This window comes from Polyangium jinanense, from assembly GCF_028435365.1.
Genome location: NZ_JAGTJJ010000016.1, coordinates 1 through 16,912 on the forward strand (window position 1 = coordinate 1; position 16,912 = coordinate 16,912).

Consider the following 16,912-nt stretch of genomic DNA (forward strand, 5'->3'; position numbering starts at 1 on the left):
GGGAGCCTCGGAGCCGGTGTCCATGCTCGCGCTTGTAGATGCGGGGATGCCCCCTGGAGGGGGACCCCATGATACCGTCCGAGCCAAGAACACCGGTCGAGGGCGCCGATCTCAGGTACGAGGACAAAGCCTCAAGCAGTGTACGGCGACCCTCTCCCAGCTTGCTGCCTACTACAGGGTGGGGTTGATACAAGCAGGGAGGCCGTGCAAGGCTCCGCAGCCCTCAGGGCGCTCGGCGCAGCCTCGCACGGCAGACTCGCAAGGCGCCCTCGGATAGCTCCGCCCGAACGTCACGCAGCAAGGTCGCTTTACCCGAGCGGCACCGCGAGCAAGACGACCTCCTTGCCGCGCACCTCGACCTTGTACCGCACGGGTTTCCCGTGCTTCTGCGCCATCTGCTTCTCGCTCGCCACGATCCGCGCGACGAACGCGTCCCGCGTGATGTGATCGACCGGATCCCCCACGCTCTTCTTCGCGCGGATGTAATCGTCGAAGATGCGCGCGTGATACGCGGCCTCGTCCTCCGCGCCGAGCGCCGTCGCCTCGCCGCCCGACGCCTGCTGTTTCGCGAGCGACTCGTCCACCGCGAGCGCCTCTTCGGGCTCCTTCCCCCGCACCGCCATGGCCGGCGGCGGCGCGCCGGTTTCGTCCTCCGGCATGCCGAGGAGCTGGCTCAGAAGGCTGTTCAGCCGCGAGGCGAGACCACCGAGCTCCGGATGCTCGATCTGGAAACGCAGGTCCGTCCGACCATTCATGATCGCGAGCAGCCCCTCCTCGATCTCCTCGATGGGCCGCATGATCGATTGCCCGAGGACATGCCCCGCCATGGCCACGAGCACGATGCCGAGCGCAATGGCCCCGAGAAACGGAAACAGTAACGTCGTCGCCGCCGGCGCATTCGCCCGCGCCACCGCCACGAGCAGCGCCCGCTTGCCGTCGCCATACCCGCCGAGCGGGCCCACCTTCACGCCGAAATCGGGCGGCAAGGCCGTGACGTCGACCGCCTGCCCCGTCGCGAGCGCCGACGCCGCGCCCGCTTCGAGCTGCTTCGTGTCGATCGCCGAGGCGAGGTCCGGCGCGCCGCCCTTCGATTGCGCGACGATTCGATAGCCGTCCTTGTCCTTCACCTCGAACCAGAGCGTGGCCCCGCTCGTTTGATTCGCCACGTCCGTCAAGCGAGCGTCGCCGAGCGCCGTCCCGAGCACGAGCCCGCCGAGCACCTGCCCGTTCTCGCCCCGGATGGGGGCCCACGACACGAGCAATTGCTCGTTCCGCGCCGGCGTCACCCACACATCCGAGCCCGCCCGCCCCTCGGCGAGCCCGGCCCGGAGCGCTGGGTAAATCCCGCCCAGATCATCCCCACGCAGGAAGGGCGAGCCGTCCCGGCCGAGCGCCGTGCCCTTCGCATCCACGATCGCCACGAGCGAGGGCCCGAGCCCAGCGATCGCAGGCGCTTTGCTGGTGGCGGTCTTGATACCGTTCGCCACACTGGTGGCTCCGTCGCTCCTGGCCTGGCCCGTGCCTGCGCTGAAGGGCTCACGCACCTTCGGATCCGCAGCCTGGGACGCGAGCCACCGCTCGACCTCCCCGGCCTGGACCCGAAGAACCGCCTCGGCGGCGACCAGCGCTCGGGCCGCGTCGGCCCGGGGCGACCCAGGGTTCAAGGAGGCCCGGGTCAAGGCAAACGCGAGCACCCCCACCACCAGCACGACCACCGTGAAAACGGTAATGATTTTTGCGCGCATGAAAGGCCGCCCTCCTTTGCGGGCGACGGGGTAAGGACGTTACCATCCGCCCGGGCGAGTCCTCAACCGTCCCTGCCGGAGTCCCATGATCGCAACGAACCCCGCCTCGCAGATCCTCGTCGTCGGTGACGCGCTCTTCGACGACCACCGCTCGCGCGGCTACCACCCCGAGCGCCCCGAGCGCCTGCACGCGGCGCGCGCGGCACTCGATCGTTGTGCTCGTGAAGGCCTCGGCATCACGCCCGTCGAGACACGTGACGCAACGGAAGAGGAGCTCGCGCGCGTGCACGACGAGGCCTACCTCGCGAGCCTCGCGAAGCTCGCCGGCCATCACGCCTCGCTCGATCCGGACACGTACCTCGCGCCCTCGTCCGTCGCCGCAGCGCGGCGCGCGGCAGGCGCCGGCATCACGCTCGTCGACGCGCTGCTCGATCCGTCGAGCCAGAAGCCAGGCGAGGCGCGTTCTCCCGGCCTCGCGCTTTTGCGCCCGCCGGGTCATCACGCGACGCGTAGCCGCGGCATGGGCTTCTGCCTCTTGAACAACGTCGCGGTCGCGGCCGCGAGCGCGCTCGCGAAGGGGCTCGAGCGCGTGGCGATCCTCGACTGGGACGTGCATCACGGCAACGGCACGCAGGACATCTTCTGGACCGATCCGCGCGTGCTCTACATCTCGCTGCACCAGTTCCCGTACTATCCGGGCACGGGCGCGGTGCACGAGAAGGGCGGCGGCGACGCGGAGGGCTACACGGTGAACGTGCCGCTCTCGCAGGGCGCGGGGGATCGGGTGTACGCCGAAGCGTTCCGGCAGATCGTCGATCCGGTGCTCGAGGCGTTCGAGCCGGAGCTCATCCTCGTGTCGGCGGGCTTCGACGCGCACCAGCGCGATCCGCTCGCGGACATGTGCGTGTCGGATCAGGGCTACGCGACGATGGCGACGCTGATCGCGCGCGCGGCGCAGCGGAACGCCGAGGGCCGGCTCGCGTTTTTCCTGGAAGGCGGCTACGACCTCTCGGCGCTGTCGAGCTCGCTCGCAGAGACGCTGATCAGCGCGGCGTCCGCCGTCTCGGCCGAGCCGAGGTCGAGCAACGCGCCGCCCGCCTCCTTCCGGCACACGGGTGAGGTCACGCAAGCCCGGACGACGGCCGCCGAGCGCTGGCGAGGGATCTGAAACAAAATCGTTGCACGCTAGGGCGAACCGTGTACAGTGCGCGCCCGGTGTTGCCCCTCAGGGGTCGTACCACGGTGGGTATAGCTCAGTTGGTAGAGCGCTGGTTTGTGGTACCAGCTGTCGCGGGTTCGAGCCCCGTTACTCACCCCAAGTCGTCGAGCTGATCCTCAGCGCGCGCGCTTCCGCCGCGCCAGACGCTCATTCCTCCGATCGTTCGCCTCCAGCGCGAGCGCCCGATCCTCCTCGGTCTCGCAGACGAGCGCCGGGACGAGCGCGGGCTTGAGCGTGCCGTCGACCTCCTGCATCGCCACGAAGGTCACGAACGCGTGCGCGCACCGCCAGCGCTTGCCCGAGGGCGCATCCTCGCCTTCGACGTCGACGAGGATCTCGACGGAGGTCCGAAACGCCGCCGTCACGCGGGCGCGGAGCAGCACGACTTGCCCGACCTTGATGGGCGCCTCGAACGAGACGTCGTCGAACTCCGCGGTCACCGCGAGCCGGCCGGCGTGACGCTGCGCGCAGATCGCGGCGCAGAGATCGATCCACGCGAGGATCTGCCCGCCGAACACGTTCCCGAGCGCGTTCGCGTGCGTCGGGAGCACGTACTCGGTCATCGTCGTGATCGAGTCGCTGACGTTGCGGGGAGGAAGCGAGGCGGCGAGGGTCGACATGGATGCCGGGTACCACGGAGGCGTGGCTCCCGTCACCCCACCTCGATCTCGGCCTCCGGCGAGGGCGGCAGCTCCGACTTGCTCGCGCTCGTCATTTGCAGCCGCCCGAAGATCGCCTCGGCGCGCGCATCCATCGTGCTCGCCTCCTTCTGCACCTCTTCGTTGCCCGCGAGCTCCGGGTTCTTCCGCAGGAAACGCGCGTAGGTCTTGAACGTCCGCGCGAGCTCCACCTCGTTGCCGCTCTGCTCGAAGATCGCCACGGCGCGGTCGAAGTACTCACGCGCGCTCGTCGTATGCGCGTGGCCCCAGCCGCCGGCCGCCGTGATCTCGCCGAGCGTCCGGAGCGCCGCCGCGAGGTGCACCTTGCTGCGCACGGAGGCGAAGAGGTCGACCGCGCGGCCGATGCAGTCGCGCGCCTTGCCGAGGTCGCCTTGCATCAGGTACGCCTTGCCGAGCGCGCGGAGCGTCTCGGCGAGCTTCAGCCGATCGCCGAGCTCGTCGCACAGGCCCTCGGCGCGCACGAGCACGCCGATCGCCTTCTCGGGCTCGCCGCTGCGGTAGTACGTCGTCCCGATGTTCGTCAGCACGAGCGCGATCTTGTTCCGATCGCCGATCTGCTGCGCCACCTCGAGGGCCTCCTCGAACATCACGAGCGCCTTCTGAAAATTCCTGCGCTCCTCGGCGATCGTCCCGAGGTTGTTCAGCGTCGTCACCACGCCGACGAGGTCGCCGACCTCGCGCCGGATCGCGAGCGACTGCTCGAACGCCTCGAGCGCCTCCTTGAACTGCCCCGAGTCCTGCAGCGCGAGGCCCACGTTGTTGAGCGACAGCGCGATCGATCGCCTGTCGCCGAGCTTCTGCCGACGCGTGAGGCCGTCGCGGAAGCTCGTGAGCGCCGACTCGTACTCACCTTTGAGCCAGGCGATCTTGCCGAGGTCGTCGATCGTCGAGGCCACGCCGCGCTCGTCGCCCGAGGCTTCGAAGAGCGACATCGCCGTCGTCAGGTGCCGCTCGCCCTCGTCGAGCGAGCCCATGTCGCGGAAGAGCCGGCCGATGCGGTTGTGCGCGGCGCCGCCCTTCTTCTTCATGTCGAGCCGGTACGCGAGCGTCAGCATCCCGCGGAACGCCGCCATCGCGTCGTCGATGTAGCCCATCGACTGGAGCACGTCGCCGTACGCGTGCAGCGCGTCGATCCGCGCGCCGTCGTGCGAGTCGCCGAGCAACTCCAGGCCTCGCTGGTAGTACTCGCACGATTTGCCGTTCGCGTACCTGCGCCGCGCCACGGCCGCCGCCTCCAGGTACGCGAGGCCCGCCTGGATCGACTCGCCGGCTTGCTCGCGGTGCCGCGCGAGCGACGCGATCCGCTCCTCGCTCGTGCGCACGCCGGGCTGATGCTCCATCCAGTCGGCGATGACGCGGTTGGAGAGGCTCTTCGCGTCGGTGCTCGTCTCCGACGCGATCGCCTCGCGCTCCTCGCTCCGCGCCCAGGCGTACTCCACCGAGCCCGGAAAAATCGTCCCGGCGCGGCGCACGATCCACCCGTTCTTGCAGAGGCCGTCGAGCATGCGCCCGATCCGCGCGACGTCGCCCGTCTCCTCCTCGACCCAGAGGTCCGGCGCTTCGAGCCCCGTGCGCGCGAGCGCCACGAACGCGCCGCTCCAGAACACGGCGCCCATCGCCGCCGCCTGCTCGAGCACGGTGCGCTCTTCCTCGTCGAGTGAGGCCACGCGCGCCTCGACCGCGTCCTCGACCGTCGCCGGCAGCCGCGCCGCCCTGAGCCGCTCCGGGTGGAGCACGAGCCGGGTCTCGCCCTCTTCCGTCGTGGCCTCGGCGATCACGCCCTCGGCCGCGTAAATCTCCACCATCTGCGCGAGGAGCCCCGGGTTCCCTCGCGCGAACGCACACGCCGTCTCGATGAGCGGCGCGGGCACCTCACCGCCGAACGCAAAGACCGCGAGCATCGCGCTCGACACACGCGCGCTGTCCGCGTCGCCGAGCGGACCGAGCGAGAGCAGCGTGTGCCTTCGCTCGCCCACGCGCGCCCAGTCCTCCTGCCGGTAGACGAGATCATCGCGGCCCGTGCAGATCACGAGGATCGGGCCCGTCAGGTATTCGAGCAGGTAGCGAAGCAGCGAGAGCGCGTCCTCGTGCGCCTCGTGCAGATCTTCGAGCACCAGGATGAGCGGACCCTTCTGCGCGTCCGCTTCGAGGAACGCCTTCACCACGGCGCGGCGCACGAGCTCGGCTTCGTGCGGGTCGTCGCTCACGGCGCGCGTCAGCGGGCTCTCCTCTTCGGTCAGACCGAGGAGCTGCCCGAGGAACGTCACGGCGTCGCTCACGCGCCGCGGCTCGAGCACGCCTTCGAGTTGCTGCCGGATCGCCCTGCGCGCCTCGTCCGGGTCCATGCCGCGCACGAGGCCGAAGCGCGAGCGGATGAGCCGCGCGAAGGGCGAGAACGACACCGAACCGTCGCGCGCGCTGCCTTCGAACGCGCGGACCTCGTTCTTGCGCGACGCGACGAACTCCGCGACGAGCCGCGTCTTGCCGATGCCTGCGGGTCCGACGATCGTCACGATGCGCGTGTCGCGCCGCTCTTCGACGGCGGCGAGGCTCTCGGCGAGCAGGGAAAGCTCTTCGTCCCGGCCCACGAGCGGACACGCGGGCGCGCGTGGCGCACTGACGTTTGGTCTCTCGGTCTCCATCGAGCTCCGCGGAGGTCTGGCGAGGGAGGTTTTTCTCCGACGCGGCGAGGGTATAGCCTTGCCCGCTCCGAGGAAAGCGGCGCCGGGTGCATTTCGAGCCCCGATGCCTTTCGGGAAGCCTGGAGCAGCGACAAGTCGCTGCTCCGCGAGATCGCGTAGCGAGCTCGCCTCGGGGGGTGAATCGGCCGGGCTCTGCCCGGACGAGAGGGGGACGCGAGGCGTCCCCCTCGGGACTAAGACGGCCGGAGCCGTGGGCGGAAGACCCGGAAGCTCGGGCCGCCCGGGGTGCGCCCGGTACGGCGCAGCGACCTCCTCCGTTGCCACCACTTCTCCAGGCCGATGACCGGCAGGACCACGAGGGCGGCGGCCGTGGATTTCGCCCACTCCGAAGCGCCGAGCGGGGCCGAATCGAAGAGCGTGTGCATGAACGGCAGGTACACGAACCCGAGCTGGAGCAAGAGGAGCGCTCCGATCCCGACGTACACGAGCGGGTTCGAGAACAGCCCGATCTCCAGGGACGATCCGTGGAGCGAGCGGCAGTTCAGGAGGTAGAACACCTGGAACAGGACCATCGTGGTCACGGCCATCGTCTGCGCCTCGCGCAGCGCGAAGTCCGGCGGCAGTCCGGCGTCGAGCTTGTCTCGGTACTCCATCAAGAAGAGCCCCACCGCACCGGCCGTCATGAGGAGCGCCACGACCACCGTCCGCGCGAGCACGAACCGCCCGAGGATGGGCTCGTCGGTGCGGCGCGGCGGCCGCTCCATCAGGTTCGGCTCCTTGGCCTCGAACGCGAGCGGGAGCGACAAGGTCACCGTGGCGACGAGGTTGATCCAGAGGATCTGCACGGGCGCCATCGGCAGGAGCGGCCGCCCGCCTTCGAGCGGGAAAAACAGCACCGCGATGAGCAGCACGAGCGCCTCGCCGATGTTCGTCGGCAGCACGAACGCGAGCGCCTTGATCAGGTTGTCGTAGACACGCCGGCCCTCCTCCACGGCCGCGCGAATGCTCGCGAAGTTGTCGTCCGTGAGCACGATGTCGGCCGCTTGCTTGGCCACGGCCGTCCCCGTGATCCCCATCGCGACGCCGATGTTCGCCTGCTTCAACGCCGGCGCGTCGTTCACGCCGTCGCCCGTCATCGCCACGACTTGCCGCGCGGCTTGCAGCGCCTCCACGAGCCTGAGCTTGTGCTCCGGCGCCACGCGCGCGAACACGTTCTGCGTCCGCGCCGCCTTCGCGAGATCCGCGTGCGACATCGCGGAGAGCTCGCGGCCCGTGACGACCTCGTCCGCAGGTCCGATGAGCCCGAGCTCGATCGCGATTGCCTTCGCCGTCACGGGGTGATCGCCCGTGATCATCTTGACCGTGATCCCCGCGTGTTGACACGCCTTCACCGCCTCGATCGCCTCCGGCCTCGGCGGATCGATCATCCCCACGAGCCCGAGCAGCTCGAGCCCACACGCCACCTCCGCCTCGCCGAGCCCCACGAGCGGCTGCTCCGGCTTGCGTGACGCCACCGCGAGCACGCGCATCCCGCGCGACGCCATCGCCTCCACGTGCGTGAGCACGACCTGTCGATCGAGCTCTGCTCCGCCGGCGAGCCGACTCGCGCGGCCGAGCACCACCTCCGGCGCGCCCTTCATCAAGATCTCTTGCTCGCCCGCGGCCGACGCGTGCAGCGTCGCCATGTACTTGTGCTCCGACTCGAACGGGATCGCGTCGCGTCGCGGCGCCTCCTCGTGCAACGCGTCGCCCGTCATCCCGAGCTTCTGCGCGGCCACGACGAGCGCCGCTTCCGTCGGATCCCCCGTGATCCCGAAGCCCCCGCCCTCACGCTGCACGAGCCGCGCGTCGTTGCACAGCGCGGCGGCGCGGAGCAGCGCGCGCACGTCGTCCGGCGTCGCGCCCAAAGGCTTCCCGTCGCGCCTGAGCTCGCCTTTCGGCTCGTACCCCACGCCCGACAGCTCGTACGCGTCCGACGGCGTCCAGATCGCGGACACCGTCATCTCGCTCCGCGTCAGCGTGCCCGTCTTGTCCGTACACACGACGCCCGCTTGTCCCAGCGTCTCGACGGCCGGCAGCTTCCGCACCACCGCGCGCCGCGCTGCCATCCGTCGCACGCCGATCGCCAGCGAGATCGTGATGATCGCCGGCAGGCCCTCCGGGATCGCCGCCACCGCCAGCGTGATCCCCGCGAGGATCGCTTCGAGGAAGGGGTAGCCGCGCACGAGCGCGACGGCCACCAAGAGCGCCGCCACGATCGCGATCGCCACCGTCAGCACCTGCGCCACGCGCGCGAGCGAGCGCGTGAGGGGCGTCTCGAGCTCCGTGGCTTCGCGCAGCAGTGATGAGATCTTCCCGATCTCCGTCTGCGCGCCCGTCGCCACCACCACGGCTTGCCCCGTGCCCGTCGTGATCAACGTGCCGCCGTGGACCATGCTCTTCCGATCGGCCACGGCGGCGTCCTTCGGCGCTGGCTCGACGTGCTTGCGCACCGGCACCGACTCCCCCGTCAGCGGCGCCTCGTCGGCCGCGAGGTTCTTCACGTGCAGGAGCCGCATGTCTGCGGCTGCCTTGTCACCGGCCGCGAGCAGCACGACGTCGCCGGGCACGAGCTCTTCCGCGGGCACGGTGATCTTTCCGCCGTCGCGCAGCACCGTCGCGAGCTCGGGCACGAGGGCCGAGAGCGCCTCGATCTCCTGACCTGCGCGGTACTCCTGGATGAAGCCGATCAGCGTGTTCAGCACGACCACGCCGAGCACCACCGCGCCGTCCGTGTACTTCCCGAGCGCGAAGGCGAGCGCCGCGGCCGCGATGAGCACGTAGATGAGCGGGCTCTTGATCTGCCGGAACAAAAGCGCGAGCGGGCCTTCCCGGGCGGCCCTCGGCAGCACGTTGGGTCCATGCTCCGTGAGCCTTCGTGTGGCCTCCGTGGAGAGCAGCCCGTTTTCGGAGCTCCCAAGGGCTACGAGTACGGCCTCGGTGGGCTCCGCGTAGTACGCTTTCTGCTCGGTCCGGGCGGGCGCGGGCACAACTTGCTTCATGTCCTTCCCCGACCCCTTCACGGCGCGTGCCGAGTCCTTTCAACGCTCGGGGCTACGCTCGGACGAGCCGAGCTGCGCCCCGAACCCCGATCGTTTCGTTTCGAACGGGCGGGGGAGCGCTTCCGGTGCCCATGGGCCGCGGGCCGGGGTAAGCTCCCGGCGTGAGCGACCAAGGGGAACGGCCGAGCTACGACCCGGCCGAGGTGCGCCGATGCATCACGCTTTGTTTCAGCGCCAAGGATCTACGCGAGCTCGCCGAGGGCCTCGGCGCGACCGGCCTGCCCGGCGAGGGTCGCGGCATCCAGGACGTTGCGCGTGAGGTCATCCGGCACTTCGAGCGACAAGGCTCGCTCGATCGTCTCGTCGAAGCGCTGAAGCAAGCGCGACCGCTCATGGAGTGGCCCGCGCCGCTCCAGCGCGCCGGCGTAGCGCCCGCCTTCCCGCCGCCACCTCCGCTCGCGCCGCTCACACCCGAGGCCGCTGCCGCGCCCGCTGCCGAGCCCGCTGCCGCGCCCGCTGCCGCTCCCGCACCCGAGACCGCTCCCGCGCCCGCGCCCGAAGCCGCCTCCGCGCCCGCTGCCGCTCCCGCTCCCGCGCCCACTCCCACCGTCGTCGAGCCTCCCCGCGGCCCTGACGCCCCGCTCCTTCGGGATCCGTACGCGCCCGTCTGGCCCGGCACGGCTTCGCGCGAGCCTGCCCGCCCCGTCGACGGCCGCCGCTTCACCTTGCTCTTCGCCATCGCCGGCATCGTCATCGTCGTCGCCTCCGTTGGCGCTTTCCTCGTCGGCCGCGCTGGTGCGAACTCGTCTGGCCCGGCCCCGCTCCTCGCTGGCACCGACGCGCAGGCCAAGGGCGAACGACCTCTCCGCGAAAGTGGCCCTTCGCGCCTCGCGGCCGACGCCGTACGTCGCAGCCTCGGCAACCTCGCGCGTGGCTGCGACTTGCCTCTCGGACCCAACGAAGAGCCGAGCACCGACCTCTTCAAGAGCGCCTACGAGCAATGCGGCATGCGCCCCATGATCGGCCGTCCGCCCTCGATCGGCCGCTCCTCGCGCCCCGCGGACGCCCCCGGCGGCTCGCCCCCTACCTCCGACGACGCCAATCCTGCCGACACCCCCGCGCCCGCAAAGGCCCGCGCCGCGCCCGCGACCCAGCCCCGCAAAGCGCCTGCCACCTCGGACAAACCCGCGCTCCCGGACAATGGCACGGCCTGCGTCGACCGTTGCTCCGCCACGCAGAAACAATGCAATCGCGGCTGCGGCAGCGAGCCGACGCTGAGCAGCGAGTACGGCCGCTGGCAATCCTGCCAGGCGCAGTGCCTCTCGGCCGCGTCGCGCTGCCGGCTCGCGTGCCAGTGAGCGCTACGCCTCCACGCGCTCGCTCGGCGTCACGAATGCGAGCTTGTACCCTTCCGGATCCGTCACCACGAGCTCACGCGTGAACCACGGCTGGTTGCGCGGCCCGTCCACCGCAGCGCCGGAGGCCTCGGCCCGGGCGCGCAGATCGTCGAGCGACACCTCGTCGCTCGCGTAGAAACACAGGATCACCCCGAGCCCGCGTTGCCCCGGCAGCTCGACGCCGCTCGGCATCCCGACCAGGAACACGTCGGCGTACCGGGCCCAGCGCAGGTGCACGAACACGCCGTCGCGATTCACGCAGTGGAAACCGAGCGACTCGTAAAACGCCGTCGAGCGCGCCGGGTCCGAGACGAGCAGCCTCACGTGGGAGGGCATGAGGTAGGGTTCGTCGGGGGTCATGCGCTCTCCCTAGCACGGCCGGGCGCGCGTCGGGATGGCCCGGCGCGCGCCCTCGTCGCTCTTCGGCTCTTCTAACGAGAAGGCGCGGCCTTCGCGACCGGCGACGGCTGGAGCACGGAGCTCGCGCCTGCGTGGCGCGGAACGAGCTCCTCCACGAGCACGTGCTCCTTCGGGTAGTTCTTCGCGAGCCACACGCTGCAATTCCGCGCGTACTGATCGAAGTATTGATACTTCGCCGAGTAATTCACGCAAACCTCGAAGGCCTTCTTCGCCTGCAGCTTCTGCGGCTCGCTCGCCTCGTCGAGCTTCTCGTAATAAGCTTTCCGCAGCTCCTCGTACGTGAGGGTCGTCCCGGGGATCGTGCCGTTCCCCCGCCATTCCTTGGGGATCGGCGCCGCGCGGAACTCCGCGACGAACTTGCCCCACAACATCCCCACGCGCGACGCCGAGGCAATCACCCACTTCGGCGGCGGCGCGGGATTCAGCGTCACCACCTGCCCGTAGGCCTTCTCCACCTCCTCGATCGCCGGCCGCTTCTTCTTCACCCAATCCACGACCTTCGTGTTGATGTGCTTCATCACCGATTCACGGTCCGCGGGCCCCTTGTATTCGGGATACCGGATCGCATCGGCCTCGACCCGTTTTTCCTCGGCGAAGAAGAACAACGCCTCGCCCACGTCCGTCACCGCCCGCCCGACCCGCCGCGCCTGGTCCTGGTCGCTGCCCCCCTGCGCCGCGAGCTCCTTCAAGCTGGCCTCGGGATTCTTCCACGCCGCGCGCACGACCTCGAACTCCTTCGCCGCGCCCTTCTTGTCGTCGAGCTTCGCCATCGAGCGCCCGAGCAGCGTGTGCGCGTGGATCCGATCCTGCAGTCCACCCCCCTTGTCCACCGCCGCCATCCATTTCTGGAGCCACCCGCGCGCGTCGAGCCATTTCTCCTCGCCGACCAGGAAATCCGCCATCACGACCGCGAGCCGCGCCGACTCCTCCGGCTGCTTCGCCCCGTAATTCTTCGCGAAAAGCTCGACGTCCAGGGCGGCCGCCTTCTGGTCCTTCAGCCCGCTCCGCAGCATCACGGCCTCGGCCAGCGCGGCCGGCGCCTGCGCCATTTGCGGGAACTTGCGGGCGGCCGCCTCGTGGTAATTCGCGGCCTCGGCGAATTCACCGATCGACTGCAGGTTCGTGGCGACGAGGAACGCCGCCTCCTTGCCGTAATCCGTGTAATCGAGCCGGTTCTTCGGGTCGAGGATCATCTTCCGCACGGCGATCGCCTTGTCTCGCTTGTGCGCCGCCTCGAACGCTGCCGCCGCCTTCACCAGCGCCTGCCCGGCCGCCGCGCAACCCGGCTCGTTCTTCTCGCAAAGCGGCTTGCCGCTCTCGTTCCACGTCTTCAGGAACGCCTCCGCATCCGCCGCCGGATCGGCCGCCGCCGCCCCTTCCGCCTTCGGTGCCGGCGCCGGCGCCGGCGTGTCCTCGGCGCCCGCGGCCCCCGTGACGAGTAACGACACCCCCAGAATCACACGCGAGCTCCACCGCTTCGGGTTCATGTGCACCTCGATGCCTGGTTTGTTGTATCACACCCGCGCCCCCGGACGGATGGCCGGGATCGCGGACCGCAGATAGACGGAGCGACACGCCGTTTCTTGGTGGGTTCCTGCGATCCTCCGGCGAGGGGCTTCCCAAGGGCGGCGCGCGCGGGTGATGATGGCTCCGTTCATGGACTACGTCGCTCCGTCGAAGGTCGTCTCCACCATGCTCGACGCGGGCGCGGCCAAGGCCGCGGCGTCGCTCCGGGACCTCGTGATCCGCGGCTTCCTCTCGGGCGCGCTCCTCGGCTTCGCCACGAGCCTGGCCGTCACCACGACCGTCCAGACCACCCTCCCGGTCGCCGGCGCGCTCGTCTTTCCCGTCGGCTTCGTGATGATCGTCCTGCTCGGGTTCGAGCTCGTCACGGGCAACTTCGCGCTTCTGCCCATGGCGATGCTCGACAAGCGCGTGACCCTCTGGCAGGTCCTCCGCAACTTCGGCGTCGTATTCTCCGCGAACCTCGTGGGCAGCCTCTTTTATGCGTGGCTGCTCTCGATCTCGCTCACGATGGCGGGCAGCGTCCCGCCCGACGCCGTCGCGAACAAGATCGTCGCCATCGCCCAGGCGAAAACCCAGTTCCCCCAGTACGGCCTCGCCGGCCTCCTCGGCGTGTTCGTCCGGAGCATCCTCTGCAACTGGATGGTTTGTCTAGGCGTCGTCATGGCCATGACGTCCACGTCGACCGTCGGCAAGATCGCCGCCGCTTGGCTACCGGTTTTCGTGTTTTTCGCGCATGGCTATGAGCATTCGGTCGTGAACATGTTCGTCATTCCGGCCGGCATGATGCTCGGCGCGAAGGTGACGTTCGCGGACTGGTGGCTCAAGAACCAGCTCCCGGTCACGGCCGGCAATTTCGTGGGCGGCTGCCTCTTCACGGGAATGGCGCTTTACTTCACGCACAAACCCAAGCCCGAGGCCGCCGCCCAGGCCCCCGCGCCCCCGGAGCTCGCCGCGCCGGCCCCTGCGCTCGTCCTCGTCCCCGAGCCCCCCGTGCTGGAGCTGCTCGCGAGCGAGCCCGAGCCCACGTCCGAGCGCGAGCCGGCCGCTGCTACGGATTCAGCTTGATCACGCCGCAGCCGATCCGGGCGCCCGCATTGCCCGACGGCTGCGAGATGAAATCGTCCGGATCTGCGTGCACCATGAATGCGTGATTCACGACGTCCGTCGTGGACTCGTCCCCGAGGGTCCAGAGATCCGTTCGGAGGGCGAACGACGCCTGTCCCATCATGTCCGCCTTCACGTTGCCGATATCGCCCCGATGAAACGGCGGCCTTCCCCACTCCCCGTGCGCCTCGTTCGTCGGGTTCCAGTGCCCCATGGCATTGTTTCCGTCCATCCCGCAGTCGGGCATTTCGTGGATGTGCACCGCGTGGACGCCGGGGACGAGGCCATTCAAGTGGAGGTTGAGCCGCACGAGCCCATTCTCCTCGGTGAACACGGCCGTCCCCGTGACGGTCTGGCCCGTCGAGGGCGTGATTTCCGCCGTCGCCCGGGCCCCGTCCTTTACGCCCTCCGGGTTTTCGGCGACGTCGTCACTGCACCCGCAGAGCACCGCCAGAACACACGCGCCCAAGACCGCGAAAGGATGGCCTTTCTTCGTCACGTACCCCTCCCCTGCCGTTGGTCCTCCAAGCATCCCTGCCTGGAAAGTTCGCGCATCATGGCGCGTTCGCCGGGCTCGGCAAGCGTCCCTTCGTGGGCCTGATCGCCTCGTCGAAGGTGTAGCCAAGGAACGCCTGGGAACGGTAAGCTCCGGCCTCGTATGCGAATGTGTCCGGAGTGCCGCGAGGGCTACGAGGACGACGTGCCCGTATGCCCGGCGCATGGCGCGGCGCTCGTATCGCCCGATTTTTTTCCGACGGACGACACGCTCGAGCCCGGCACGATGGTCGGCGAGTACCGCATCGACCGCAAGATCGGCGGCGGCACGTTCGGCGACGTCTATGCCGGCGAGCACCCGCTCATCGGCAAGAAGGTCGCCGTCAAGGTCCTGAACCGGCGCTTCGCCTCGGACCCGGAGGCCGTCTCCCGATTCATTGCCGAGGCGCGCGCGGTGAACAAGATCCGCCACCGCAACATCATCGACATCTTTTCTTTCAACACGCTCCCCGGCGGACGGCATTACTTCGTGATGGAGTATGTCGAGGGCCAGACCCTCGCCGCGCTCATCCAGCAGAAGCGCCGCCTGCCGATCCCGACAGCCCTCCAGATCGCCCAGGGCGTCGCCTCCGCACTCGACGCCGCGCACGAGGCGGGCATCACGCACCGCGACCTCAAGCCGGAGAACGTCTTCCTCGCCGCCGAGCGCGACGGCTCCCATTTCCCCAAATTGCTCGATTTCGGCATCGCGAAGCTCATGGACGACGACGTCGCCCACAAGACCGGCTCGGGCGTCCTGCTCGGCACCCCGCTCTACATGTCCCCCGAGCAAGCGCGCGGCAAAAAGGTCGACGCTCGGTCCGACATCTATTCGCTCGGCGTCATGATCCACGAAATGCTCACGGGCGTGGTGCCGTTCGCGGGCGACTCCGCGATGGACGTCGTCCTCAAGCACGACACCGAGCCGCCGCCGGCCATGGCGAGCGTTTGTCCGGACCTCCCGCCCGCGCTCGACGCGCCCGTCCTCGCCATGCTCGAAAAGCGGCCGCGCAATCGCCCCGCGTCGGCGGGCGAGGCGGTCGCGGCCCTCGTCGCGCAGGCCGCTCTGCTCGAGCTCGTGCCCCGTCCCCCCTTGCCGTCGAGTGTCGAGAGCGCCCGCGCCCCGCTCGAAAGCGAGGGCCTCCGCGCCACGGCGCAGGCGGGTCGATCGGCTCCTGCGGAGACGCCGCACGCGCGCTCCGAGCCTTCGTCCACCGAGCGCATGTCCGCCCTCGATTCGTCGAGCGTAAACCGAAAAAATGGTCCGTCCGCGCGGTGGCTCTTCGCCGCGCTCGGCATTGCGGCAATCGGCGGGACGGCCTCGCTCATGGCGCGGAGCCCTGCCCCGAGCGACGAACCTTTCGGGCCCGGCGCGAGCTCCGGCATGCAGGTCGAATCGCCCGAGCCCGAGCGAATCCCGACCGCCGCGCCTTCCCCCGCGCCGCCCGAAATCAGCCCCGCGCCCGCGCCCACGACGACGACCTCGGCCTCAGTGGCCCCGCAACCACGCCCGGCCAAACCTGCAAAGACCAAACCGCCGTCGAAGACGCCGAACCTCGATCCGATCCTCGGGGAGCGCGAATGAGGCGCTCTGCGATTGCCTTTTCGCTCGCGCTTGCCGTGACCGCCTCCGCCGCGCGTGCACAATCGCCAGAAGGCCCATCCATCGCCGTCGCCGAGGCGCTCTTCCAGCAGGGCCGCAAGCTCCTCGACGAGCAGCGTTATGCCGAGGCTTGCATGAAGCTCGCCGAGAGCCAGCGCCTCGACCCGAAGCTCGGCACGCTGCTGAACCTCGCCGTCTGCCACGAGAAGGAAGGAAAAATCGCGACGGCCTGGGCCGAATTCACGTCGGCCGTCTCGCTCGCCCGCGGCAAAGGGCAAAAGGACCGCGAGCAATTCGCGCGCGACCACGTCGTCGAGCTCAAGAAGAAGCTCGCCTACGTGGTCCTGCGCATGGAAGCTCCGCCCGCCGGACTCGGCATGAAGCTCGACGACAAACCCATCGACGTCGCCGCGCTGAACGTCCCCTTGCCAATCGACCCGGGCAAACACACTGTCACGGTGGTTGCTCCGGGCAAACGGGCCTGGACCGGCGAGGTCGTCGTCCCCTCGCAGCCGGGCGAGATTCCCGTCGTGATCCCCGCCCTCGAGGACGCGCCGGAGCCGCCGCCCGAGGCGCCGAAGCCCCCGCCGCCCGAACCCTTGCCCCCCATTTCGCAGCCGAAGCCGCCGCCCGCGGAGCGTTCCATACCCGCGCCGACTAGCCCGAGCGCCTCCGCCATCCTCATGGTCACCGGATTCGGCGGCGGCGGCGCGGCGCTCCTCGTGGGGGCGGTGACGGGGATCGTCACATTGGCCAAGGCGAGCGAGATCTTGCCGAATTGCAATGGCTCGTCATGCCCCGGACAAGCCGATGCACTCGCCACCGCGAACACCCTGGCGAACGTTTCGAACATCGGGTTTGGCGTGGCCGTCCTCGGCCTCGGCGTGGGCATCGCGGGCGTCGCGCTCGCGCCGAAACGTGAGAACGCGCCCCCGCACGCCGTCTCCGTCACGCCCCTCGTCGGGCCCGGCGTGCTCGGGCTCCGCGGCACCTTCTGACG

The 16,912-nt window shown here is 69.7% G+C and carries 12 protein-coding genes and 1 tRNA gene; 6 read left to right on the top strand and 7 right to left on the bottom strand.

Translation table 11 applies throughout. The annotated features are described in order from the left end of the window. Positions 1–308 precede the first annotated feature (308 nt). On the bottom strand, positions 309–1,745 hold the full coding sequence (locus tag KEG57_RS24815) for a HAMP domain-containing protein (RefSeq protein ID WP_272427658.1): 1,437 nt from the start codon (positions 1,743–1,745) through the stop codon (positions 309–311). A gap of 85 nt (positions 1,746–1,830) precedes the next feature. Here KEG57_RS24815 and KEG57_RS24820 point away from each other — a divergent pair, with 85 nt between their 5' ends. Together KEG57_RS24820 and KEG57_RS24825 are read left to right on the top strand one after the other, a co-directional pair. Continuing rightward, positions 1,831–2,913, top strand: a complete 1,083-nt coding sequence (locus KEG57_RS24820) for a histone deacetylase family protein (protein ID WP_272427659.1) — start codon at positions 1,831–1,833, stop codon at positions 2,911–2,913. A 74-nt stretch (positions 2,914–2,987) separates the two neighbouring features. Beyond that, positions 2,988–3,063, top strand: a tRNA-His gene (locus KEG57_RS24825). Between the two features lie 17 nt (positions 3,064–3,080). On the opposite strand, the gene KEG57_RS24830 is transcribed toward KEG57_RS24825, so the two are convergent. The 3 genes from KEG57_RS24830 to KEG57_RS24840 form a co-directional block, all read right to left on the bottom strand. Then, positions 3,081–3,584: an acyl-CoA thioesterase gene (locus KEG57_RS24830; RefSeq protein WP_272427660.1), complete on the bottom strand. Its 504-nt coding sequence runs from the start codon at positions 3,582–3,584 to the stop codon at positions 3,081–3,083. Between the two features lie 32 nt (positions 3,585–3,616). Continuing rightward, a complete protein-coding gene (locus KEG57_RS24835; RefSeq protein ID WP_272458836.1) occupies positions 3,617–6,286 on the bottom strand; it encodes an ATP-binding protein in 2,670 nt (889 codons plus the stop codon). Positions 6,287–6,519: 233 nt separating this feature from the next. Next, complete coding sequence (locus KEG57_RS24840) at positions 6,520–9,327, bottom strand: cation-translocating P-type ATPase (RefSeq protein ID WP_272458837.1); 2,808 nt, start codon at positions 9,325–9,327, stop codon at positions 6,520–6,522. Between the two features lie 161 nt (positions 9,328–9,488). Here KEG57_RS24840 and KEG57_RS24845 point away from each other — a divergent pair, with 161 nt between their 5' ends. Further along, entirely contained in the window at positions 9,489–10,685 is a 1,197-nt protein-coding gene (locus tag KEG57_RS24845) for a hypothetical protein (protein ID WP_272458838.1), read from the top strand. Between the two features lie 3 nt (positions 10,686–10,688). On the opposite strand, the gene KEG57_RS24850 is transcribed toward KEG57_RS24845, so the two are convergent. Further along, positions 10,689–11,084, bottom strand: a complete 396-nt coding sequence (locus KEG57_RS24850; RefSeq protein ID WP_272427664.1) for a VOC family protein — start codon at positions 11,082–11,084, stop codon at positions 10,689–10,691. Positions 11,085–11,155: 71 nt separating this feature from the next. Continuing rightward, the gene (locus KEG57_RS24855) at positions 11,156–12,631 is read right to left on the bottom strand and encodes a tetratricopeptide repeat protein (protein ID WP_272427665.1); all 1,476 of its coding nucleotides are present in this window, start codon (positions 12,629–12,631) and stop codon (positions 11,156–11,158) included. 169 nt (positions 12,632–12,800) lie between these two features. Between KEG57_RS24855 and KEG57_RS24860 the strand changes: the two genes are divergently transcribed. Beyond that, positions 12,801–13,736 carry a formate/nitrite transporter family protein gene (locus tag KEG57_RS24860; RefSeq protein WP_272427666.1) on the top strand — a complete coding sequence of 312 codons (936 nt, stop codon included), beginning with the start codon at positions 12,801–12,803 and terminating at the stop codon, positions 13,734–13,736. Here the strand turns inward: KEG57_RS24860 and KEG57_RS24865 are convergent. Then, positions 13,720–14,274: a superoxide dismutase family protein gene (locus KEG57_RS24865; RefSeq protein ID WP_272427667.1), complete on the bottom strand. Its 555-nt coding sequence runs from the start codon at positions 14,272–14,274 to the stop codon at positions 13,720–13,722. The two genes, KEG57_RS24860 and KEG57_RS24865, sit on opposite strands and share 17 nt — an antisense overlap. A 159-nt stretch (positions 14,275–14,433) precedes the next feature. Between KEG57_RS24865 and KEG57_RS24870 the strand changes: the two genes are divergently transcribed. Together KEG57_RS24870 and KEG57_RS24875 are read left to right on the top strand one after the other, a co-directional pair. Further along, the gene (locus tag KEG57_RS24870; RefSeq protein ID WP_272427668.1) at positions 14,434–15,894 is read left to right on the top strand and encodes a serine/threonine-protein kinase; all 1,461 of its coding nucleotides are present in this window, start codon (positions 14,434–14,436) and stop codon (positions 15,892–15,894) included. Further along, a complete protein-coding gene (locus KEG57_RS24875; protein ID WP_272427669.1) occupies positions 15,891–16,910 on the top strand; it encodes a tetratricopeptide repeat protein in 1,020 nt (339 codons plus the stop codon). The genes KEG57_RS24870 and KEG57_RS24875 overlap by 4 nt, the downstream gene beginning before the upstream one ends. The last annotated feature ends 2 nt before the right edge of the window (positions 16,911–16,912 follow it).

What these genes read in the sequence shown, in the direction of transcription:
- KEG57_RS24815 (WP_272427658.1), bottom strand. Translation starts at nt 1,745, where the DNA reads ATGCGCGCAAAAATCATTACCGTTTTCACGGTGGTCGTGCTGGTGGTG.
- KEG57_RS24820 (WP_272427659.1), top strand. Translation starts at nt 1,831, where the DNA reads ATGATCGCAACGAACCCCGCCTCGCAGATCCTCGTCGTCGGTGACGCG.
- KEG57_RS24830 (WP_272427660.1), bottom strand. Translation starts at nt 3,584, where the DNA reads ATGTCGACCCTCGCCGCCTCGCTTCCTCCCCGCAACGTCAGCGACTCG.
- KEG57_RS24835 (WP_272458836.1), bottom strand. Translation starts at nt 6,286, where the DNA reads ATGGAGACCGAGAGACCAAACGTCAGTGCGCCACGCGCGCCCGCGTGT.
- KEG57_RS24840 (WP_272458837.1), bottom strand. Translation starts at nt 9,327, where the DNA reads ATGAAGCAAGTTGTGCCCGCGCCCGCCCGGACCGAGCAGAAAGCGTAC.
- KEG57_RS24850 (WP_272427664.1), bottom strand. Translation starts at nt 11,084, where the DNA reads ATGACCCCCGACGAACCCTACCTCATGCCCTCCCACGTGAGGCTGCTC.
- KEG57_RS24855 (WP_272427665.1), bottom strand. Translation starts at nt 12,631, where the DNA reads ATGAACCCGAAGCGGTGGAGCTCGCGTGTGATTCTGGGGGTGTCGTTA.
- KEG57_RS24860 (WP_272427666.1), top strand. Translation starts at nt 12,801, where the DNA reads ATGGACTACGTCGCTCCGTCGAAGGTCGTCTCCACCATGCTCGACGCG.
- KEG57_RS24870 (WP_272427668.1), top strand. Translation starts at nt 14,434, where the DNA reads ATGCGAATGTGTCCGGAGTGCCGCGAGGGCTACGAGGACGACGTGCCC.
- KEG57_RS24875 (WP_272427669.1), top strand. Translation starts at nt 15,891, where the DNA reads ATGAGGCGCTCTGCGATTGCCTTTTCGCTCGCGCTTGCCGTGACCGCC.